Raw genomic sequence first — 17,001 nt, 5'->3', positions numbered from 1 at the left:
TGGCGCAAACAGTCATATTTCTTCATCGATCCATCACTCCTGCCAATCCGTGGCCAGTTCATTCATCGGCGTCTTGCGGGCATGGCGCGCCGAGCCCGGCCCAGCGTTCCAGCGCCGCAAAGGTTTCCTGTGCCGAGCCGGGAGCCGGCTCGCGGCCGGGGCCGGGCGCCCAGCCCCATGCGACCAGCGCATCGTCGCGGACATGGACGGCGACCTCTTCCAGATTCATGCCGCCATTGCGGGCCGGGTCCTTGATCTGGGCGCAGATTTCGGCCGAGCTCTTTTCGAACCAAACCATCTCGGCCGGCGCCAGATGCCATTCAGGCGCGCCGGGCGGGCCATGCAGGATTTCGGCGTTGGTCTCCTGATGGCAGGTCTGGCAGGTGAGGCCGGTATTGCCGAAGCCATCGGGGCCGCGCCGCACATTGAAGGGGTGGATGCGCGCCCCGCCATAATGAGCGCCCGACCAGCGCGGATGGTCGTCCTGCGTATGGCAGTTGGCGCAGCGCGGATGGGAAAAGACCTCGAAGATCTTCTGCCATTCGGCCAGCCCCGCATCCTGTGCGAGGGCGGGCAGCGGCACTGCCACAAAGAGAAGAAGGATCAACCGCTTCATGCGAAGACGACCTCGCGCGCGAGCGGCAGGCGGCGGATGCGCTCGCCCGTCAGCGCGAATATGGCGTTGGCCAAAGCCGGGGCTGCCGGCGGCGTGCCGACCTCGCCGACGCCGCCCATCTTCGCGGCGGCCTGGAGGATCGCGATCTCGACCTTCGGCGACTGGTGGATGCGCAGTGGCTCGTAGTCGTGGAAATTCGTCTGCACCGCCCGCCCGGCGTCGAAATTGATCTCCTCGAACATCGCCGCCGACAGGCCGAACAGGGCACCCGACATCAGTTGCGCCTCGACGATTCCCGGATCGAGCGCGGTGCCGACATCGGCCGCGACCCAGATATTTTCGACGCGAATCCGGCCCGAATCCTCCGAAACCTCGACGATTTCGGCGACCCACGAGCCGAAACTGGTCGCAAAAGCGAAGCCCTTGGCGCGGTTCGGAGCGGTTTCACCCGACCAGTCCGCCATTTCCGCGACCTTTTCGACCACGCCGAGCGCAGTGGGATAGTTCGCCATCAGCCGCCGGCGCAACTCGACCGGATCGACGCCGCCGGCGGTTGCGACCTCGTCCATGAAGGCTTCATGGAAAAAGCCGTTGTAGGAATTTCCGACCGAACGCCAGAAGCCAAGCGGCAGGCCGATATCGGCCTTGATGCCGGCAACGCGGTAATCGGGGATCGTATAGGGCTGGTTGTAGGAGCCGTCGACGATCGCGGCATCGGCGCCCATCGCCGACAGGCTGGGATAAAGGCGCGGCAGCATCGAGGCGATGATCGACGGCGAGGCGATCTTCATGTCGAGCGCCTGCGGCAGGCCGTCCGCGCCGAGCCGCGCCTTAAAGCGCCCGATCGCGGCGGGCCGGTAGGTGTCGTGCGTCGTGTCTTCCTCGCGCGTCCACGTCACCTTGACCGGGCGTCCGCCCGCTTCCATCGCGAGCCGCGTCGCATAGACGGCATAGTCGGTCTCAAGCCGTCGGCCGAAACCGCCGCCCAGGCTCGTCGTATGGATGGTGCAGCGGTCCTGATCGATGCCGGCTTCCCGCGCGCAGGCCATGCGCAGGAGCGTCGGGGCCTGATTGGGCGCCCAGACATGGAGATTGCCGTCGCGAAACCGGGCAGTGGCGTTCATCGGCTCCAGCGTCGCATGGGCGAGGAACGGAACACGGTATTCTGCCTCGACGATCCGCTCGCGCGGCGCGTCGGCAAAGGCCGTGTCGACGTCGCCGTCGTCGCGGAAGGTCGAGCCGTCATTGCCGGAAACGGCTTGTTCGAGCCGCTCCCAGACAGCGGCGTCGTCGAGAGCGGCGGGCGCCTCTTCCCATTCGATCGCGACGGCTTCGGCCGCACGAAACGCGTGCCAGGTCGAGCGCGCGATGATGCCGACGCCGTGGCCGAGATGGGTATCGATCTCGACGATTTTCAGGACGCCGGGCATCGCTTCGGCCGCAGCCGCGTCGAAGCCGCGCATCCTGCCGCCAAGGGCGGGGTTCATGCGCACCGTGCCGTAGACCATGTCGGGCAAGTCGACATCGATGCCGAAGATCGGCGCGCCGGTCGACTTGGCCTCAATGTCGAGGCGGGGCTGCGCGCGGCCGAGAAGCTTCCATTCGGACGCGGGGCGCAGGCCGGGCTCTCCCGAATAGGCGACCGACGCGGCGTCGACCGCGAGTTCGGCATAGGAGAGTTCTTCGCCGGTGGCCGGGTTCGTGACGGCCGCGCTTGCGGTGGTCAGGCCCGACGCCTCGACGTTCCAGCGGCGCGCGGCCTCGGCTTTCAGCGCCTCGCGGGCGAGCGCGCCGGCATGGCGCATCCGCTCGAATGCGTCGATCGCGGAGGACGAGCCGCCCGTGCCCTGAATGGCCAGGAACTTGCCGACGATACCCATGCCGGACCGCAGCATTTCGACCATTGCCGAATCGTCGAAGCGGGGAAACGGGACGGCGTCCTGCAACATGCCGATATTCGCATAGGCGGAGGCGGCCGGTCCGTGCTCGACGGCGATCTGGTCGAGCCGCACGTCAAGCTCCTCGGCGACGAGGGCGGCCAGCGTGGTCGTCACGCCCTGGCCCATTTCGGCGCGTGGGACGATGATCGTGATCGGCCCGTCTGCCGCGATCTTGACGAAGGGGCTGAACACCGCCTCGCCATCGGCTGCGCGCGCCTCCAGCGGGTTGGGAAAGGGGCGCCGGTAGAAATAGTAGCCGACCGCGAGCCCGGCAGCGGCAGCGCCGGCCGTGCCGAGAAAGACGCGTCTGGTGATCCGTCCGGCGCGCGACATGGCTCAGGTTTCCGCCGAGGTGTCGGACGCGCGCTTGATCGCGGCGCGAATGCGCGGGTAGGTGGCGCAGCGGCACAGATTGCCGCCCATCGCCCGGTCGATCTCTTCGTCGCTCGGAGCGGGGATTTCGTTCAGCAGCGCCACCGCGCTCATGATCTGGCCTGCCTGGCAATAGCCGCACTGGGCGACCTGTTCGTCGATCCACGCCTGCTGGACGGGATGCAGCGCCTCGGACGAGCCGATGCCCTCGATGGTCGTGACTTCGCCATCGACCTGGCCGACCGGCAGGACGCAGGAGCGGACCGCCGCACCGTCGACCAGCACCGTGCAGGCACCGCAGGCGGCAATGCCGCAGCCGAATTTCGGGCCCTTTATGCCGGCCAGATCGCGCAGCGCCCACAGAAGCGGCATCTCAGGCTCCGCGTCGATCCGTATCGCTTTTCCGTTGACGGTCAGCCGCATCTCGTGAGCTTTCAGGTATGGTTTAGCGCCGTAGATCGAGAACATATTGACAAAATATGTTATTTTGTCAATGAGGACAGGATGACACAGTCTCTCTCCGACATGCTGTTCGCCAATTGCGGGGACGAGCGCCGCGCGCGCATTCTCGACGGGGCGATGGGCTGCTTCCTGGCCTATGGCTACCAGCGCACGACGATGGACGACATCGCCAAGGCGGCGGAGATTTCGCGCCCGGCGCTCTATCTGCAATTCCGCAACAAGACAGACATCTATCGCGCGCTGGCGACCACCTTCATGCAATATGCGGTGTCGAACGCGGAAACGGTCTTTGCCGGACCGGGCGATCTGGAACGAAAGCTCACCCGTGCGCTGAACTGCGTGATGGATCTCGTCGGCGAGGTCGAGGCGTCGCCGCATGGCGCGGAAATCCTCGACATGAAGACCAGCCTTGCCGCCGAGATCGTCGCCACCGGGCGGGGCCGGATGATCGAACTCGTCGAGACCGCCATCGCGGCCAGCGGCCCGACGCCGCTGCCGCCGCGCCTTTATGCCGACATGCTGCTCGACGCGCTGGACGGGATGAAGCTTCGTATGCCGCCGGCCGGCGAACAGATGCGTCTCAAGGACGGATATATCGCGGTGCTTCTGGCCGCGATGGGACGGTAGCCCGGTTCAACCTGTCGCTTCGGCGGGCTTCTTGCGCGTCGACATGAATTCCTGCACGCGCCGGCCGATCGTGCGCCTCGGCTTCATGCCGGGAGCCAGCATGTCGGAGAGGTCGAGCGTGGCGGTCTTGCCGACGGCGTCGAAGTGATCCGCCAGCCAGTCCTCGGCGGCCGAGCGGCCGAGGTCGCGCAGATATTCCAGGAACGCCCATTCGGCATTGATCTTGGAGGAGGCGGACAGATCCTTGAACGCTTCGTCGGCGTCGATCCGGTGCATCCGGATGTCGCGATACTGGCCGCTGTCGAGCTTGCCGGCCGCGATCAGCTCCTTGACGAAGGCGATGGCGCGAAATTCGCGCAGGAGCGCGGCATTGAACGTGATCTCGTCGATCCGGTTCTGGATTTCGCGCGAAGTGGTCGGCACCTGGTCGCGGGCGACGGGATTGATCTGGACGAGGAGGACATCGTCCGTCTTCGATGCCGTGAAGAAGGGGTAGAGCGCCGGATTTCCGCCATAGCCGCCGTCCCAATAGGGCTCGCCATCGATCTCGACCGCCTGGAAGATGTGCGGCAGGCAGGCCGATGCCATCACCACGTCGGGCGTGATCTGACCCGTCTCGAACACCCGCAACTGGCCGGACAGGACGTTGGTCGCGGAGATGAAGAGCTTCGGCCCCGACGAATGGCGCACGCGGTCGAAATCGATCTCGTGCTCGACCACGTCGCGCAGCGGATTGAGATTGAGGGGGTTGGCGACATAGGGCGAGACCATGCGCGTGAAGGCATCGAAGAACAGATAGCCCGGCGTGTTCTCGATCTTCCAGTTGCCCCAGAACACGTCCCACGGCGCACGCTGGACGGGCGAGAACCGGCCCTTGCGCGCCACTGCCGCCCAAAAACGGGAAAGGCTTTCGCGCGCGCCCTCGGCCTTGCCGCGCGACCAGCCATCGGCCAGGGCGACCGCATTCATCGCGCCGGCGCTGGTGCCTGAAACGGCGGCGATGTCGAGCCGGCCGTCTTCGAGCAGCCGGTCCAGAACGCCCCAGGTGAACGCTCCGTGCGACCCGCCGCCCTGAAGGGCGATGTTGATGGGCCTGGACGTCATTGCGCGGTCCAGCCGCCATCGACCGAGATGGTCGTGCCGGTGATCTGCGCGGCGTCGTCGGAGCACAGGAACGCCACCGTGCCGGCGATCTGCTCGACCGTGGCGAACTCCCGCGACGGCTGCTTGCGCAGGACGTGTTCGGCGACGACCGTCTCGCGGTCGAGGCTTTTTTCGGCCATCAGGTCCTCGATCTGCTTTTCGACCAGGGGCGTCAGGACGAAGCCGGGACAGACGGCATTGCAGGTGATGCCCTGTCCGCCGGTTTCCAGCGCCGTCGTCTTCGACAGGCCGACGATGCCGTGCTTTGCGGCGACATAGGCCGATTTGTTGGGCGAGGCGCGCAGGCCGTGCGCCGAGGCGATGTTGACGATGCGCCCGAAGCCGGCCTCGCGCATGAGCGGCAGCGCGACGGCCGTCGTGTGGAAGGCCGAGGTCAGGTTGATCGCGATGATGCGGTCCCATTGTTCGACCGGAAAGCTTTCGATCGGCGCGACGTGCTGGATGCCGGCATTGTTGACAAGGACATGGACGGCGCCGAACTTTTCGGCCGCCGTTGCGACGAGTTGCCGCGCGGCTTGCCCGCTCGACATGTCGGCGGAGACATAGAGCGTCTTCACGCCGAACTCGGCGGCGAGGCTTTCGGCGAGCGCGCGGTCCTCCGCCGCATCGGTATAGGAATTCAAGACGATGTTGAAGCCATTGGCCGCCAGCCTGCGGGCGATGGCAAGGCCGATGCCCGAGGTCGAGCCCGTCACGATTGCCGTTCTCGTCATAGCGTCTTCATCCCGTTTTGCAGTTGTTGCCAGACACCCATATATTGCGGTGCAGCACAAAATCCAACCGCCGTGCCTTGCCCCGGCCCGATGCCGGGTTTACTTCCAGAGGACCAAGAGCGGCGCGAAACGAGGCAGGCCCGACCAGTGAACCCGCATGTGCAGTTTCTCGACCGTCCGCTGACGCGCCGGCTCTCGGTTCCGGTTCCGGTCGGCGCCGTTTGCGTCGGTGGCGCGGCGCCGGTCGTCGTCCAGTCGATGACCAACACGGACACGGCCGACATCGACGCGACCGTCGCGCAGGTCGCGGCGCTCAACCGCGCCGGCTCCGAAATCGTGCGCATCACGGTCGACCGCGACGAGAGCGCAGCCGCCGTGCCGAAGATCCGCGAGCGGCTGGAGCGGCTTGGCCTCGACGTGCCGCTGGTCGGCGACTTCCATTATATCGGCCACAAGCTTCTCGCCGACCATCCGGCCTGCGCCGAGGCATTGGCCAAATACCGGATCAATCCGGGCAATGTCGGCTTCAAGGACAAGAAGGACAAGCAGTTCGCCGCCATCGTCGAGACGGCGATCCGGCACGACAAGCCGGTGCGCATCGGCGTCAACTGGGGCTCGCTCGACCAGGAATTGCTGACCCGCCTGATGGACGACAATCAGGCCAAGGGCTTTCCGATGACCGCGCAGGAGGTGACGCGTGAGGCGATCGTGCAGTCCGCGATCCTGTCGGCGGAACTCGCTGAGGAGATCGGGCTCGCGCGGGAACGGATCATCCTGTCGGCCAAAGTCAGTCAGGTGCAGGATCTGATCGCGGTCTATGTCGAACTGGCGAAGCGCTCGAACCATGCGCTGCATCTCGGATTGACCGAGGCGGGCATGGGCACCAAGGGCATCGTCGCCTCGTCGGCCGCGATGGGCATTCTCTTGCAGCAGGGGATCGGCGACACGATCCGCATCTCGCTCACGCCCGAACCCGGCGGCGACCGCACCCGCGAGGTGCAGGTGGCGCAGGAATTGTTGCAGACGATGGGCTTTCGCCAGTTTCTGCCCGTGGTCGCGGCGTGTCCGGGATGCGGGCGCACGACGTCGACCGTCTTCCAGGAACTCGCGCAAACCATAGAGGGCGACCTTCGCCGCAACATGCCGCTCTGGCGCGAAAAATATCCCGGCGTCGAGAACCTCAAGGTCGCCGTGATGGGCTGCATCGTCAACGGGCCGGGAGAGAGCAAGCACGCCGACATCGGCATTTCGCTGCCTGGAACCGGCGAGACGCCGGCCGCGCCCGTCTTCATCGACGGCGCCAAGGCGGCGACATTGCGCGGACCGGCGATCGCGGCCGATTTCCAGGTCATGGTCGCGGACTACATCGAAAAGCGCTTCGGGCGCGGCGCGGGCGCCTGATCATGCGGGCGCGGGCGCTCCTTGCAGCCCTCGTGCTCAGCCTGTCGCCTGCGCACGCCGCCGAAAAGGCCGCGCCGACGATCGGGCTCGTCTGCGACCTTATCGAGGAACATGCCGGCAGGAACGACCTGCCGGAACAATATTTCGCGCGGCTGATCTGGAAGGAAAGCCGGTTCAACCCGAGTGCGGTGAGCCCGGTCGGGGCGGAGGGAATCGCCCAGTTCATGCCGGGGACGGCGGCGCTGCGGGGGCTGACCGACAGTTTCGACCTTCACCAGGCGCTCGCGGCCTCGGCCGACTATCTCGCCGAACTGACCCGGAAATACGGCAATCTCGGGCTTGCGGCGGCGGCCTACAATTCGGGCGAGGGACGCGTGTCGCGCTGGCTCGCCTCCGGCGGCTTCCTGCCGCTGGAGACCGAAAACTACGTGCTCGACATCATGGGTGCGCCGGCCGACGCCTTCATCGGCGTCAGGAAGGCGGTCGAGGTGCAGCCGCTCGACGACAAGAAGCCGTTCGGCGATGCGTGCCGGGAACTGCCCGTGTCCGGTGCGTCGATGATCGCCATGGCGACGGTGCCGGTTCTGCCCTGGGGCATCCAGGTCGCCGGCAATTTCCGCCGTGACGTGGCGATGCGGCAGTGGCAGCGCCTGCGCCAGCAGCATTCGCGCGTCCTGTCGGGGCACGAGCCGGTCGTCAGCCGAATACGCAATCCGCGTGCGCGGGCCGGCATCTATGCGGTGCGGATCGGCGCGGAGACGCGCGGCGAGGCGGACGAAATCTGCTCGGCGCTGCGCGGTTCGGGAGGTTCTTGCGTGGTGCTGAAGAACAGGTAGCGCGCTACCGCTCCCGCTCGGCCACGAATCGCGCCGTCGCCATCAGGATTGCCGCACGTTCGCCATAGGGTGCGAGAAGGTCGCCTGCCTGCGCGACCAGCCCGTGCAACTGACGCCGCGCCCAGTCCTCGCCGTGCAGCGCGACCAGCGTCGCCTTGCCGGCGGCTGCGTCCTTGCCGGTCGCCTTGCCCATCGCCTCGGGCGTCGAGGTGTGGTCGAGAAGATCGTCGGCGAGCTGGAAGGCGAGGCCGATGGCCGAGCCGAACTCGGCCAGGCGCTCGACATCGGCCCGCGCCGCACCGGCGGCGATTGCGCCAGCCTCGCAGGCGAAACGGATCAGCGCTCCGGTCTTCATCGCCTGGAGACGAATGATGCCGGCCTCGTCGGGCGCATCGCGCTCGGCGGCGAGGTCCAGGGCCTGCCCGCCCACCATGCCGCCGATCCCGGCCGCCCGGGCGAGCTTGCCGATGAGCGCGATGCGCGCGTTTGCGCCCAGTTCCGTCGCCGGGTCGGCGATGATGTCGAAAGCGAGGGTCAAAAGCGCGTCGCCGGCGAGAATCGCGGCGGCCTCGTCGAACGCCTTGTGGACGGTCGGCTGGCCGCGCCGCAAATCGTCGTCGTCCATTGCCGGCAGGTCGTCATGGACGAGCGAATAGGAATGGATGCATTCGAGCGCGGCGGCGACGCGCAGGACCGCCGCGCCGTCGGCGCCGAAGAGCGCGGCGCTTTCGAGGACGAGGAAAGGGCGAAGTCGCTTGCCGCCATTGAGGACGCCGTGGCGCATGGCGGCGACGAGACGTTCGGGCCGGGCGATCTCGCCGGCGATAGGCACGCGCGACAGGAGCGCATCCAGCATGGTCTCGACACGCATTGCGGCGCCGGCGAGCAGGGTTTCGAAGTCGATCGGGCTTTGGTCTTGCATAGCTTCGCAATCGCCTCTGCGCGCGGTTCGGTCAAGCGATATCGGCGCTGCGATCTTGCAGGAAAGCCGCCCTATCATTGCGCGGGGGGACGCGAGCCGCTAGACGGGTGGACGTGTCGGAACATGGAAGAGACGGGTGGACGAGCCTGCAATCGAGGTCGAACCGCGCAGGACCGAAAGGCCGGAAGCCTTGGCGCTTTTGAAGCCGCGCCGCAAGCGCCGCTCGGGCCTGCGCTGGGTCGGGCGGGTGCTGGGTGCGCTCGTCATCCTGGCGCTGCTGCCGCTGGCGCTGACGCTTCTCTACCGCCTGCCGGCCGTTCCGGCGCCGTCGACGCTGATGATGCGCGACGCGGTGACGTTGCAGGGCTATGACCGGCGCTGGGTGCCGATCGACCAGATGGGAACGGCCATCATCCATTCGGTGATGATGTCGGAGGACGGGCAGTTCTGTGCGCATAAGGGCGTCGACTGGCCGGCGCTCAATGCGGTGATCGAGGATGCGATGTCGGGCGAGCGCACGCGCGGGGCCTCGACCATCACCATGCAGACGGCGAAGAACCTTTTCCTGTGGCATGGGCGCTCCATGATCCGGAAGGGCATCGAGGTGCCGCTGTCGCTCTATCTCGACGCGGTGCTGCCGAAGCGGCGGATCATGGAAATCTATTTGAACATCGCCGAATGGGGACCGAACATCTATGGCGTGGAGGCCGCGGCGCAACACCATTTCGGCCGCTCCGCGCAGGATCTGTCGGCCCGCCAGGCGGCGCTTCTTGCCGTGACGCTGCCCAATCCGCGTCATCGCGACCCGGCCAATCCGGGGCAAGGGCTCTCCCGACTGGCCGGCACGATCGAGGCACGGGCCAACCAGGCCGGCGCCTATGTCTCCTGCCTGCGCTGACTGGCATCGTGACGGGTAAAAAATTCGAGGCTTGAGTCTGGTCAAGCGATGGCGGGCCGTGTATAGGCACCGCAACCTTTCACAAAATCAGGCCCGTTGCTGGCCCCATTGGGGTTGCGCAGGTCGTCGATCGATTATCCGGAGCAGGACAAATGGCTGTACCCAAAAGGAAAACTTCGCCCTCGAAGCGCGGTATGCGCCGCTCGGCAGATGCGCTGAAGTCCCCGACTTTCACCGAAGACAAGAATTCCGGCGAAATGCGCCGCCCGCACCACATCGATCTGAAGACGGGAATGTATCGCGGCCGCCAGGTGCTGACACCGAAGGAAGGCTGAAGCTTTCCGACAAACGCGAAAAAGCCGGGCAATGCCCGGCTTTTTTGTTGCCTGGTTGCGTTAAAGCAGCCGCTGGCGATCAGGCGTCCGCGCCGCGAACCATCTGCGTCGATTCCCAGCCTTCGCCGGCCGAGATGATGCAGCTCTTGCCATCCGTGCCGGTGGCCAGGATCGTCCACGAGCCGCTGTCGGAAACGAAGACCTCGACGACCGCGCTGTTATCGACCATGCCGACGGCGGTGGCGCTTTCGTTGAAGTGCTGCTCGAGCTCGGTCACGATGTTGGCGCGCTCCGAGCACATGTTCATCGACAGCATGTTGGCGTTGAGCGCCGGCGTCTCGACGGCCGGAGTTTCGGGCTGGATCGCCGCCATGTCGGCATTCGGGCTGGTGGCCGAGGCGAAAGGAAGAGCGGCCAGGACCATCGTTGCCGCCGCCGCTGAGACGATAAGAGCCGTGCGTGCCATCGGAGCACCTCCTGCGTTTCGGCCAGCGGGGTAAGACGATTTACAAAACTGCCCTGCCCGACCTGGAAAATCCTTGCCGCTCTCGGCGGCTTTCGGGGGAACAAGAGTTGAGGAAGTATATCCGTTCCATCACGACTCCGTGACGTTGCGTAATGTGCGCGACGACGAAAAACGGGCGCCGCTGGGGGGCGCCCGTTCGTCTTGATTGAGGAAGCACCCCCACTCCGGCCCTGCGGGCCACCTCTCCCCCTGCCCGGGGGAGAGGAAAGGGCGTCGTTCTAGTTCATCGTCGGGATGACGAATTCCGCGCCGTCCTTGATGCCCGACGGCCAGCGGGAGGTGACGGTCTTGGTCTTGGTGTAGAAGCGGAAGGCGTCGGGGCCGTGCTGATTCAGGTCGCCGAAGCCGGACGCCTTCCAGCCGCCGAAGGTGTAGTAGGCGATCGGAACCGGGATCGGGACGTTGACGCCGACCATGCCGACCTGGACGCGGGCGGCGAAGTCGCGGGCGGCGTCGCCGTCGCGGGTGAAGATCGAGACGCCGTTGCCGTATTCGTGCTCGTTCGGCAGGCGCAGCGCGTCCTCGTAATTGTTGGCGCGCACGACCGAGAGGACGGGGCCGAAGATCTCTTCCTTGTAGATCTTCATGTCCGGCGTGACGTCATCGAACAGGCAGCCGGCCATGTAGTAGCCGTTCTCGTAGCCCTGCATCTTGAAGTCGCGGCCGTCGACGACGAGCTTGGCGCCTTCCTTCACGCCGCCGTCGACATAGGACTTGATGCGGGCGAGGGCTTCGGCCGTCACCACCGGGCCGAAATCGGCCGAGGCGTCGAGCGAGGAGCCTATCTTCAGCGCCTCGACGCGGGGGATGAGCTTTTCGACGAGACGGTCGGCGGTTTCCTTGCCGACCGGGACGGCGACCGAGATCGCCATGCAGCGCTCGCCGGCCGAGCCGTAGCCGGCGCCGATCAGGGCGTCGACCGTCTGGTCCATGTCGGCATCGGGCATGATGATCATGTGGTTCTTGGCGCCGCCGAAGCACTGGGCGCGCTTGCCGTTCGCGGTCGCGCGCGAATAGATGTATTGCGCGATCGGCGTCGAGCCGACGAAGCCCACGGCCTTGACGTCCGGATCGTCGAGAATGCCGTCGACGACGTCCTTGTCGCCATTGACGACGTTGAGGACGCCGGCCGGCAGGCCCGCCTCGATGAAGAGTTCGGCGATGCGCATCGGCACGGACGGATCGCGCTCGGATGGCTTCAGGATGAAGGAATTGCCGGCGGAAATCGCCGGGCCGATCTTCCACAGCGGGATCATGGCGGGGAAGTTGAAGGGCGTGATGCCGGCGACGACGCCGAGCGGCTGGCGCAGCGAATAGACGTCGATGCCGGGGCCGGCGCCGTCGGTGTATTCGCCCTTCATCAGGTGCGGCGCGCCGATACAGACTTCGATCACCTCGAGGCCGCGCTGGATGTCGCCCTTGGCGTCGGGAATGGTCTTGCCGTGCTCGCGGGCGAGCATTTCGGCCAGTTCGTCATACTCGTTCTGGACGAGTTCGAGGAACTTCATCAGGACGCGCACGCGGCGCTGCGGGTTGGTCGCGGCCCAGCCGATCTGCGCCTCTTTCGCGTTCTCGACCGCTTCGCGCAGTTCCTCGCGCGAGGCGAGCGCGACCTTGCCGCGCACCGAGCCGTCCATGGGCTGCATGATGTCCGCGTTGCGACCGCTCTTGCCGGCGACGCGCTTGCCGCCGATGAAATGTCCGACCTCGATCATGAGGATCTCCCTAAGCTTATCGGTTTGACGGCATCTTCTGCGCATGGCGGCGGCAATGCAACGCCAAGCGGGCGCAAGCCGCTGTGCAAGGATCGATGAACGAGAAAGAAGGTGCGCGAAATGGTGCAACGCGGTATGGGAGACGGGGGAGGAGATTTCCATGAACTGGGACGACATGCGCGTGTTTCTGGCGGTCGCGCGCTCAGGCCAGATCCTGGGCGCAGGCAAGCGGCTCGGACTCAACCACGCGACCGTTTCGCGGCGCATGGTGGCGCTGGAATCCGCGCTCGGCGCGAAGCTCCTCAACCGGCTGACGACGGGCTGCGAACTGACGCCGGAGGGCGAGCGTTTCCTTGAGGTCGCCGAGCGGATGGAAGCCGACATGATCGCCGCGCGCGCGGAAGTCGCGGGCGAGGGAACGGCGCTGGCCGGCACGGTGCGGATCGGCGCGCCGGACGGGTTCGGCGTCGCCTATCTCGCGGGGCGGCTGCCGGAATTCTCCGCGCTTCATGCCGATCTCGATTTGCAACTCGTGCCGGTGCCGCGCTCGTTTTCGCTGTCGCGGCACGAGGCGGACATCGCGATCACCGTGGATCGTCCGACGGAGGGTCGGCTGGTGGCGGCGAAGCTCGTCGACTACACGCTCGCGCTCTACGTCTCGCGCGCCTATGCCGAAGCGCACGGCCTGCCACAATCGACCGACGACCTGCCGTGCCACCGGCTGATCGGCTATGTGCCGGATCTGATCGTCAGCCCGTCGCTCGATTATTCGCGGCAGTTCCATCCGCAATGGGAGGCGCGATTCTCGGTGTCGTCGGCGCTGGGGCAGGTGGAGGCGGTCCGCGCAGGTGCGGGCGTTGGGATTTTGCACTCGTTCATCGCGCGCAAGCACCCGGAACTGGTGCTGGTGGAGGCGATCAAGCCGATCCGGCGGGCGTATTGGCTGGTCTATCACGAGTCGGTGCGGCCGGTGCGGCGGATACAGGCCGTCGCAGGGTTTATTGCGCAGGCGGTGGAGCGGGATCGGGGGCTGTTTTCGTAGCCTGCAAGCGTCAACGCTTCAGGCGATCGCCCGCAACCTCTCCGGCAACGTCGTCAACACTTCCGCCGTCGCATTCGCGAACGCCACGCGCAGATGTCGGTCGTTCCCGGGACCGAAGAAGGCGCCGGGGATGGTGACGATGCCGGCTTCGCGGGCGAGGCGTTCGGAGATTTCGACTGAACTCTTTCCGTCGAAGGGATGGCGCAGGAAGGCGAAATAGGCGCCGATCGCGTCGAGGGTCCAGCCGTCGAGGCCGTCCATCGCCGCGCGCAGCGCGTCGGCGCGGCGGGCGATTTCGGCGCGGTTGTCTTCGCGCCAGTCGGCAAGCGGCGCGATGGCCGAGGCGACCGCGATCTGCGGCGCGCGCGGGGCGCAAATCTGGACGTTATCCATGATCCTGGCGATGGCATCGACCATGAAGGGCGACGCCGTCACCGCACCGAGGCGGTGGCCGGGAATGCAGAAGGATTTGGAGAAGGAGTAGAGGCCGATCAGGTTTTGCTGCCAGATCGGATCGGAAAAGAGCTCGTGCGGACGTTCGGTGCCGAGCGGCAGGAAGTCGCGATAGGTCTCGTCCAGGATGAGCCAGATGCCGCGGTCGCGGCAGAGCGCCAGAAGGTCGGAGAGAAGCGCAGGCGGGTAGATCGCGCCGGTCGGGTTGTTGGGCGTGACGATGGCCAGCGCGCGGGTGTCGGGCGCGATGGCGGCGGCGACGTCCGCGACCAGCGGCAGGAAGCCGTTTTCAGCGTGGCAGCGGACGTAGCGCGGGGCGATGCCGAGCATTTCCAGCGTCGTTTCATGGTTGAAATAGCACGGATTGGTCATCAGGATCGCGTCGCCGACGCCCGCAACCGCCATGGCGGCGGTGACGAAGCCCTGGTTGCAGCCTGACGTGACGTGGATGTTTTCGGCTGCCACCGGGGCGCCGTAAAACGCGACCTGATGCGCGGCGTAGTTGGTGCGCAACTCGTCCTCGCCTTCGATCGGGCCGTAGCCGCAGGCGGAAATGGAGCCCGCGGCGTCGGCCAGCCATCGCAACATGCGCGGCTCGGGCGGATAGCCCGGCACGGCCTGAGAAAGGTCGATCAGCGGGCCGAGGCGGCCGTCATAGGCGCGGCCCCAGGCCTGGACGGCGGGGATCGGCGGGGCCGAAAGGCTGGCGATCAGCGGATTGAGGCGGGGTCTCGTCATGCGGGGCGGGTCTCAGGACTTGCGGGATTTGGCGGGTTTTCGGGCCGGCGGCGCCTTGCGCGGGGCGGGCGTGGAACGCCGGATCGTGCGGCGGGCCGCGGTCTGCGGCTCGGCGCGGGCGTCCATGTCCGCAAACTCCGCCGTCAGCCAGTCGATGAAAACCTGGACGACGGGCGCGGCGCGCAGATCGGGGCGGCAGGCGACATGGAAGGCATCGGTGGCCGGCACAGCCAGATTGAACGGTGCCACGAGCTGGCCCGAGGCGAGGAAGCGGCTTGCCGTCACCGTGTCGCCGAGCGCCACGCCATAGCCATGGATCGCCGCCTCTATGGCAAGCCGCGCGTCGCACATGTGATGCTGCGCATTGCGTTTCAGATCGAGCGCGTCGGCGGCCGACAGCCAGGTGTGCCATTCGCGGCCGTCATCGGCATGGAGCAGGATGTGCTCCTTCATGTCTCGGATGGTGCGGATCGGCCGGTTGTTGATGAGCGAGGGCGAGACGACCGGGAAGAGGTCGAGACCGGTCAGCCGGCGCGACCAGCAATCGGTCCAGTTGCCGTCGCCATAGAGCACGCAGATGTCGATCGCCGGTGCATGGATCAGGTCGGGATCGTTGGCGGCGTCGAGCGTCAGGCGGATGTCGGGAAAGCGCGCGGTGAAGGAGGACAGGCGCGGCAACAGCCAGAACGACAGGAGCGCCGGAACGCAGGTAACCGAGAGCGCGCCAGCGCTGGACGGGCGCGTCAGCCGGGCTGTGGCACCGGCAATCTCGGCAAAGGCGCTGGAGACCGAAGGCAGGAGCTCGGCGCCGTGGGCGGTGAGTTTCAACCGCTGGCCGCCACGCTCGAACAATTGCACGTCGAGCGCGGATTCGAGCGCCCTTATCTGGTGGCTGACCGCGCCATGCGTCACCGACAGTTCCGCCGCCGCCTTGGTCAGCGAGCCGTGGCGGGCCGCCGCCTCGAAGGCGCGCAGGGGATTGAGCGGGGGCAGGCGAGGTGCCAAGCGTCAAATTCCGATGTGAAGAAAGCTCACAACAAGAGCTACAACAATATCAATTGCATTTTCAATGGCGCTGGCTCAACAATTCGACCCTGCCAAGACGAAGCGCGCATGACGACAGCGGCCAGGGAGCAGGCAATGGGTTGGAACCAGATGAAACTCGAAGCCTTGCGCGACAAGTTCGCCGACGGCACCGGCGGCGACATCGCCGATCCGCGCTTCCGCAAGGTGGCCGACAAGATTTTCTCGAAATCGGGTACGCGCCTTGCCCCCTATGCCGGCATCCCGACCTTCCTGACCGCGCCGCACCGTGCCATCGATCCGGCAGCGCCCGATTTCGGCGATTTGCAGGTCGGCATCTACGGCGTGCCGATGGATCTGGGCGTCACCAACCGCAACGGGTCGCGCTTCGGCCCGCGCGCGCTGCGCACGATTGAGCGGATCGGGCCCTACAACCATGTCCTTGAATGCGCGCCGGTGCAGGAACTGCGCGTGGCCGATATCGGCGACGTGCCGTTCGCCAGCCGCTACCGGCTGGAGCAGAGCCATGACGACATCGAGGCCTATGTGAAGCGGATGGTCGATGCGGGCGTCGTGCCGCTCGGGGTCGGCGGCGACCATTCGATCACCCATCCGATCCTCAAGGCGGTCGGCCGCGACCGGCCGGTCGGGCTGATCCATATCGACGCGCATTGCGACACGAGCGGATCGTTCGACCAGACCAAGTTCCACCATGGCGGGCCGTTCCGCAACGCGGTGCTCGACGGGATGCTCGACCCGACGCGGACGGTCCAGATCGGCATTCGCGGCTCGGCGGAATATCTGTGGGAATTTTCCTATGAAAGCGGGATGACGGTTATCCATGCCGAGGAAATCGACCGGCTCGGCATTCCCGCGATCATCGACAAGGCGCGCGCGATCGTCGGCGAGGGGCCGACCTATCTCTCTTTCGACATCGACAGCCTCGACCCCGCCTTCGCGCCCGGAACGGGGACGCCGGAAGTCGGCGGGCTGACGACGCGCGAGGTGCTGGAACTTCTGCGCGGCCTCAAGGGCGTCGACCTCGTCGGCGGCGATGTCGTGGAAGTCGCGCCGCAATACGATTCCACCACGAACACTGCCCATGCGGGAGCGCAGGTGCTGTTTGAAATATTGAGCCTGATGGTGTTCAGTCCCAGCATCATTCGGGCTGAGCGGCCTGCACGACTCACATAGCAAAAAGCAACAAGGGAACGGCCG

General features: G+C 66.3%; 17 protein-coding genes. 7 read left to right on the top strand and 10 right to left on the bottom strand.

What is annotated here, in order from left to right:
- Positions 1–58 precede the first annotated feature (58 nt).
- Genes PZ895_RS06975 through PZ895_RS06965 form a run of 3 tightly spaced genes read right to left on the bottom strand, consistent with a single transcriptional unit; the run spans position 59 to position 3,351 of the window.
- Entirely contained in the window at positions 59–616 is a 558-nt protein-coding gene (locus PZ895_RS06975; protein ID WP_275838289.1) for a hypothetical protein, read from the bottom strand.
- Positions 613–2,889, bottom strand: coding sequence for a molybdopterin cofactor-binding domain-containing protein (locus PZ895_RS06970; protein ID WP_275838288.1), 2,277 nt, complete (start codon positions 2,887–2,889; stop codon positions 613–615). The genes PZ895_RS06975 and PZ895_RS06970 overlap by 4 nt, the downstream gene beginning before the upstream one ends.
- A 3-nt stretch (positions 2,890–2,892) precedes the next feature.
- Positions 2,893–3,351, bottom strand: a complete 459-nt coding sequence (locus PZ895_RS06965; protein ID WP_275838287.1) for a (2Fe-2S)-binding protein — start codon at positions 3,349–3,351, stop codon at positions 2,893–2,895.
- A gap of 81 nt (positions 3,352–3,432) precedes the next feature.
- On the opposite strand from PZ895_RS06965, the gene PZ895_RS06960 reads away from it, so the two are divergent.
- Positions 3,433–4,017, top strand: a complete 585-nt coding sequence (locus PZ895_RS06960) for a TetR/AcrR family transcriptional regulator (protein ID WP_275838286.1) — start codon at positions 3,433–3,435, stop codon at positions 4,015–4,017.
- Between the two features lie 6 nt (positions 4,018–4,023).
- Here the strand turns inward: PZ895_RS06960 and PZ895_RS06955 are convergent, their stop codons facing one another.
- Together PZ895_RS06955 and PZ895_RS06950 are read right to left on the bottom strand one after the other, a co-directional pair.
- Positions 4,024–5,121, bottom strand: coding sequence for a patatin-like phospholipase family protein (locus PZ895_RS06955; protein ID WP_275838285.1), 1,098 nt, complete (start codon positions 5,119–5,121; stop codon positions 4,024–4,026).
- Positions 5,118–5,894 (bottom strand): 3-hydroxybutyrate dehydrogenase, encoded by a 777-nt coding sequence (locus PZ895_RS06950; protein ID WP_275838284.1) that lies wholly within the window; start codon positions 5,892–5,894, stop codon positions 5,118–5,120. The genes PZ895_RS06955 and PZ895_RS06950 overlap by 4 nt, the downstream gene beginning before the upstream one ends.
- A gap of 147 nt (positions 5,895–6,041) precedes the next feature.
- On the opposite strand from PZ895_RS06950, the gene ispG reads away from it, so the two are divergent.
- Positions 6,042–7,295 carry a flavodoxin-dependent (E)-4-hydroxy-3-methylbut-2-enyl-diphosphate synthase gene (gene ispG, locus PZ895_RS06945; protein WP_275838283.1) on the top strand — a complete coding sequence of 418 codons (1,254 nt, stop codon included), beginning with the start codon at positions 6,042–6,044 and terminating at the stop codon, positions 7,293–7,295.
- A gap of 2 nt (positions 7,296–7,297) precedes the next feature.
- A complete protein-coding gene (locus tag PZ895_RS06940) occupies positions 7,298–8,131 on the top strand; it encodes a lytic transglycosylase domain-containing protein (protein ID WP_275838282.1) in 834 nt (277 codons plus the stop codon).
- A 4-nt stretch (positions 8,132–8,135) separates the two neighbouring features.
- On the opposite strand, the gene PZ895_RS06935 is transcribed toward PZ895_RS06940, so the two are convergent.
- Entirely contained in the window at positions 8,136–9,053 is a 918-nt protein-coding gene (locus PZ895_RS06935; protein ID WP_275838281.1) for a polyprenyl synthetase family protein, read from the bottom strand.
- Positions 9,054–9,282: 229 nt separating this feature from the next.
- On the opposite strand from PZ895_RS06935, the gene mtgA reads away from it, so the two are divergent.
- Positions 9,283–9,951 (top strand): monofunctional biosynthetic peptidoglycan transglycosylase, encoded by a 669-nt coding sequence (gene mtgA, locus PZ895_RS06930; RefSeq protein WP_275838312.1) that lies wholly within the window; start codon positions 9,283–9,285, stop codon positions 9,949–9,951.
- Between the two features lie 152 nt (positions 9,952–10,103).
- Positions 10,104–10,286: a 50S ribosomal protein L32 gene (gene rpmF / locus PZ895_RS06925; RefSeq protein WP_024587246.1), complete on the top strand. Its 183-nt coding sequence runs from the start codon at positions 10,104–10,106 to the stop codon at positions 10,284–10,286.
- Positions 10,287–10,365: 79 nt separating this feature from the next.
- Here the strand turns inward: rpmF and PZ895_RS06920 are convergent, their stop codons facing one another.
- Together PZ895_RS06920 and PZ895_RS06915 are read right to left on the bottom strand one after the other, a co-directional pair.
- Positions 10,366–10,752: a hypothetical protein gene (locus PZ895_RS06920; RefSeq protein WP_275838280.1), complete on the bottom strand. Its 387-nt coding sequence runs from the start codon at positions 10,750–10,752 to the stop codon at positions 10,366–10,368.
- 278 nt (positions 10,753–11,030) lie between these two features.
- The gene (locus tag PZ895_RS06915; protein WP_275838279.1) at positions 11,031–12,527 is read right to left on the bottom strand and encodes a CoA-acylating methylmalonate-semialdehyde dehydrogenase; all 1,497 of its coding nucleotides are present in this window, start codon (positions 12,525–12,527) and stop codon (positions 11,031–11,033) included.
- Between the two features lie 160 nt (positions 12,528–12,687).
- Here PZ895_RS06915 and PZ895_RS06910 point away from each other — a divergent pair, with 160 nt between their 5' ends.
- The gene (locus tag PZ895_RS06910; RefSeq protein ID WP_275838278.1) at positions 12,688–13,569 is read left to right on the top strand and encodes a LysR family transcriptional regulator; all 882 of its coding nucleotides are present in this window, start codon (positions 12,688–12,690) and stop codon (positions 13,567–13,569) included.
- Between the two features lie 18 nt (positions 13,570–13,587).
- On the opposite strand, the gene PZ895_RS06905 is transcribed toward PZ895_RS06910, so the two are convergent.
- Entirely contained in the window at positions 13,588–14,760 is a 1,173-nt protein-coding gene (locus tag PZ895_RS06905) for an aminotransferase (RefSeq protein ID WP_275838277.1), read from the bottom strand.
- Between the two features lie 12 nt (positions 14,761–14,772).
- Complete coding sequence (gcvA, locus tag PZ895_RS06900; protein ID WP_275838276.1) at positions 14,773–15,765, bottom strand: transcriptional regulator GcvA; 993 nt, start codon at positions 15,763–15,765, stop codon at positions 14,773–14,775.
- A 135-nt stretch (positions 15,766–15,900) separates the two neighbouring features.
- Here gcvA and speB point away from each other — a divergent pair, with 135 nt between their 5' ends.
- Positions 15,901–16,977: an agmatinase gene (gene speB, locus PZ895_RS06895; protein ID WP_275838311.1), complete on the top strand. Its 1,077-nt coding sequence runs from the start codon at positions 15,901–15,903 to the stop codon at positions 16,975–16,977.
- Positions 16,978–17,001: the final 24 nt, after the last annotated feature.

Source organism: Mesorhizobium sp. YIM 152430, from assembly GCF_029210365.1.
Taxonomy (GTDB): domain Bacteria; phylum Pseudomonadota; class Alphaproteobacteria; order Rhizobiales; family Rhizobiaceae; genus Aliihoeflea.
Note: the sequence above shows the minus strand (reverse complement) of the source record. Positions and strands in the feature narration are given on the sequence as shown.

Coding starts and splice junctions, on each gene's coding strand:
- PZ895_RS06960 (WP_275838286.1), top strand. CDS start 3,433: ATGACACAGTCTCTCTCCGACATGCTGTTCGCCAATTGCGGGGACGAG.
- PZ895_RS06920 (WP_275838280.1), bottom strand. CDS start 10,752: ATGGCACGCACGGCTCTTATCGTCTCAGCGGCGGCGGCAACGATGGTC.
- PZ895_RS06965 (WP_275838287.1), bottom strand. CDS start 3,351: ATGCGGCTGACCGTCAACGGAAAAGCGATACGGATCGACGCGGAGCCT.
- PZ895_RS06935 (WP_275838281.1), bottom strand. CDS start 9,053: ATGCAAGACCAAAGCCCGATCGACTTCGAAACCCTGCTCGCCGGCGCC.
- PZ895_RS06910 (WP_275838278.1), top strand. CDS start 12,688: ATGAACTGGGACGACATGCGCGTGTTTCTGGCGGTCGCGCGCTCAGGC.
- PZ895_RS06915 (WP_275838279.1), bottom strand. CDS start 12,527: ATGATCGAGGTCGGACATTTCATCGGCGGCAAGCGCGTCGCCGGCAAG.
- speB (WP_275838311.1), top strand. CDS start 15,901: ATGGGTTGGAACCAGATGAAACTCGAAGCCTTGCGCGACAAGTTCGCC.
- rpmF (WP_024587246.1), top strand. CDS start 10,104: ATGGCTGTACCCAAAAGGAAAACTTCGCCCTCGAAGCGCGGTATGCGC.
- PZ895_RS06905 (WP_275838277.1), bottom strand. CDS start 14,760: ATGACGAGACCCCGCCTCAATCCGCTGATCGCCAGCCTTTCGGCCCCG.
- PZ895_RS06975 (WP_275838289.1), bottom strand. CDS start 616: ATGAAGCGGTTGATCCTTCTTCTCTTTGTGGCAGTGCCGCTGCCCGCC.
- PZ895_RS06955 (WP_275838285.1), bottom strand. CDS start 5,121: ATGACGTCCAGGCCCATCAACATCGCCCTTCAGGGCGGCGGGTCGCAC.
- PZ895_RS06970 (WP_275838288.1), bottom strand. CDS start 2,889: ATGTCGCGCGCCGGACGGATCACCAGACGCGTCTTTCTCGGCACGGCC.
- PZ895_RS06950 (WP_275838284.1), bottom strand. CDS start 5,894: ATGACGAGAACGGCAATCGTGACGGGCTCGACCTCGGGCATCGGCCTT.
- PZ895_RS06940 (WP_275838282.1), top strand. CDS start 7,298: ATGCGGGCGCGGGCGCTCCTTGCAGCCCTCGTGCTCAGCCTGTCGCCT.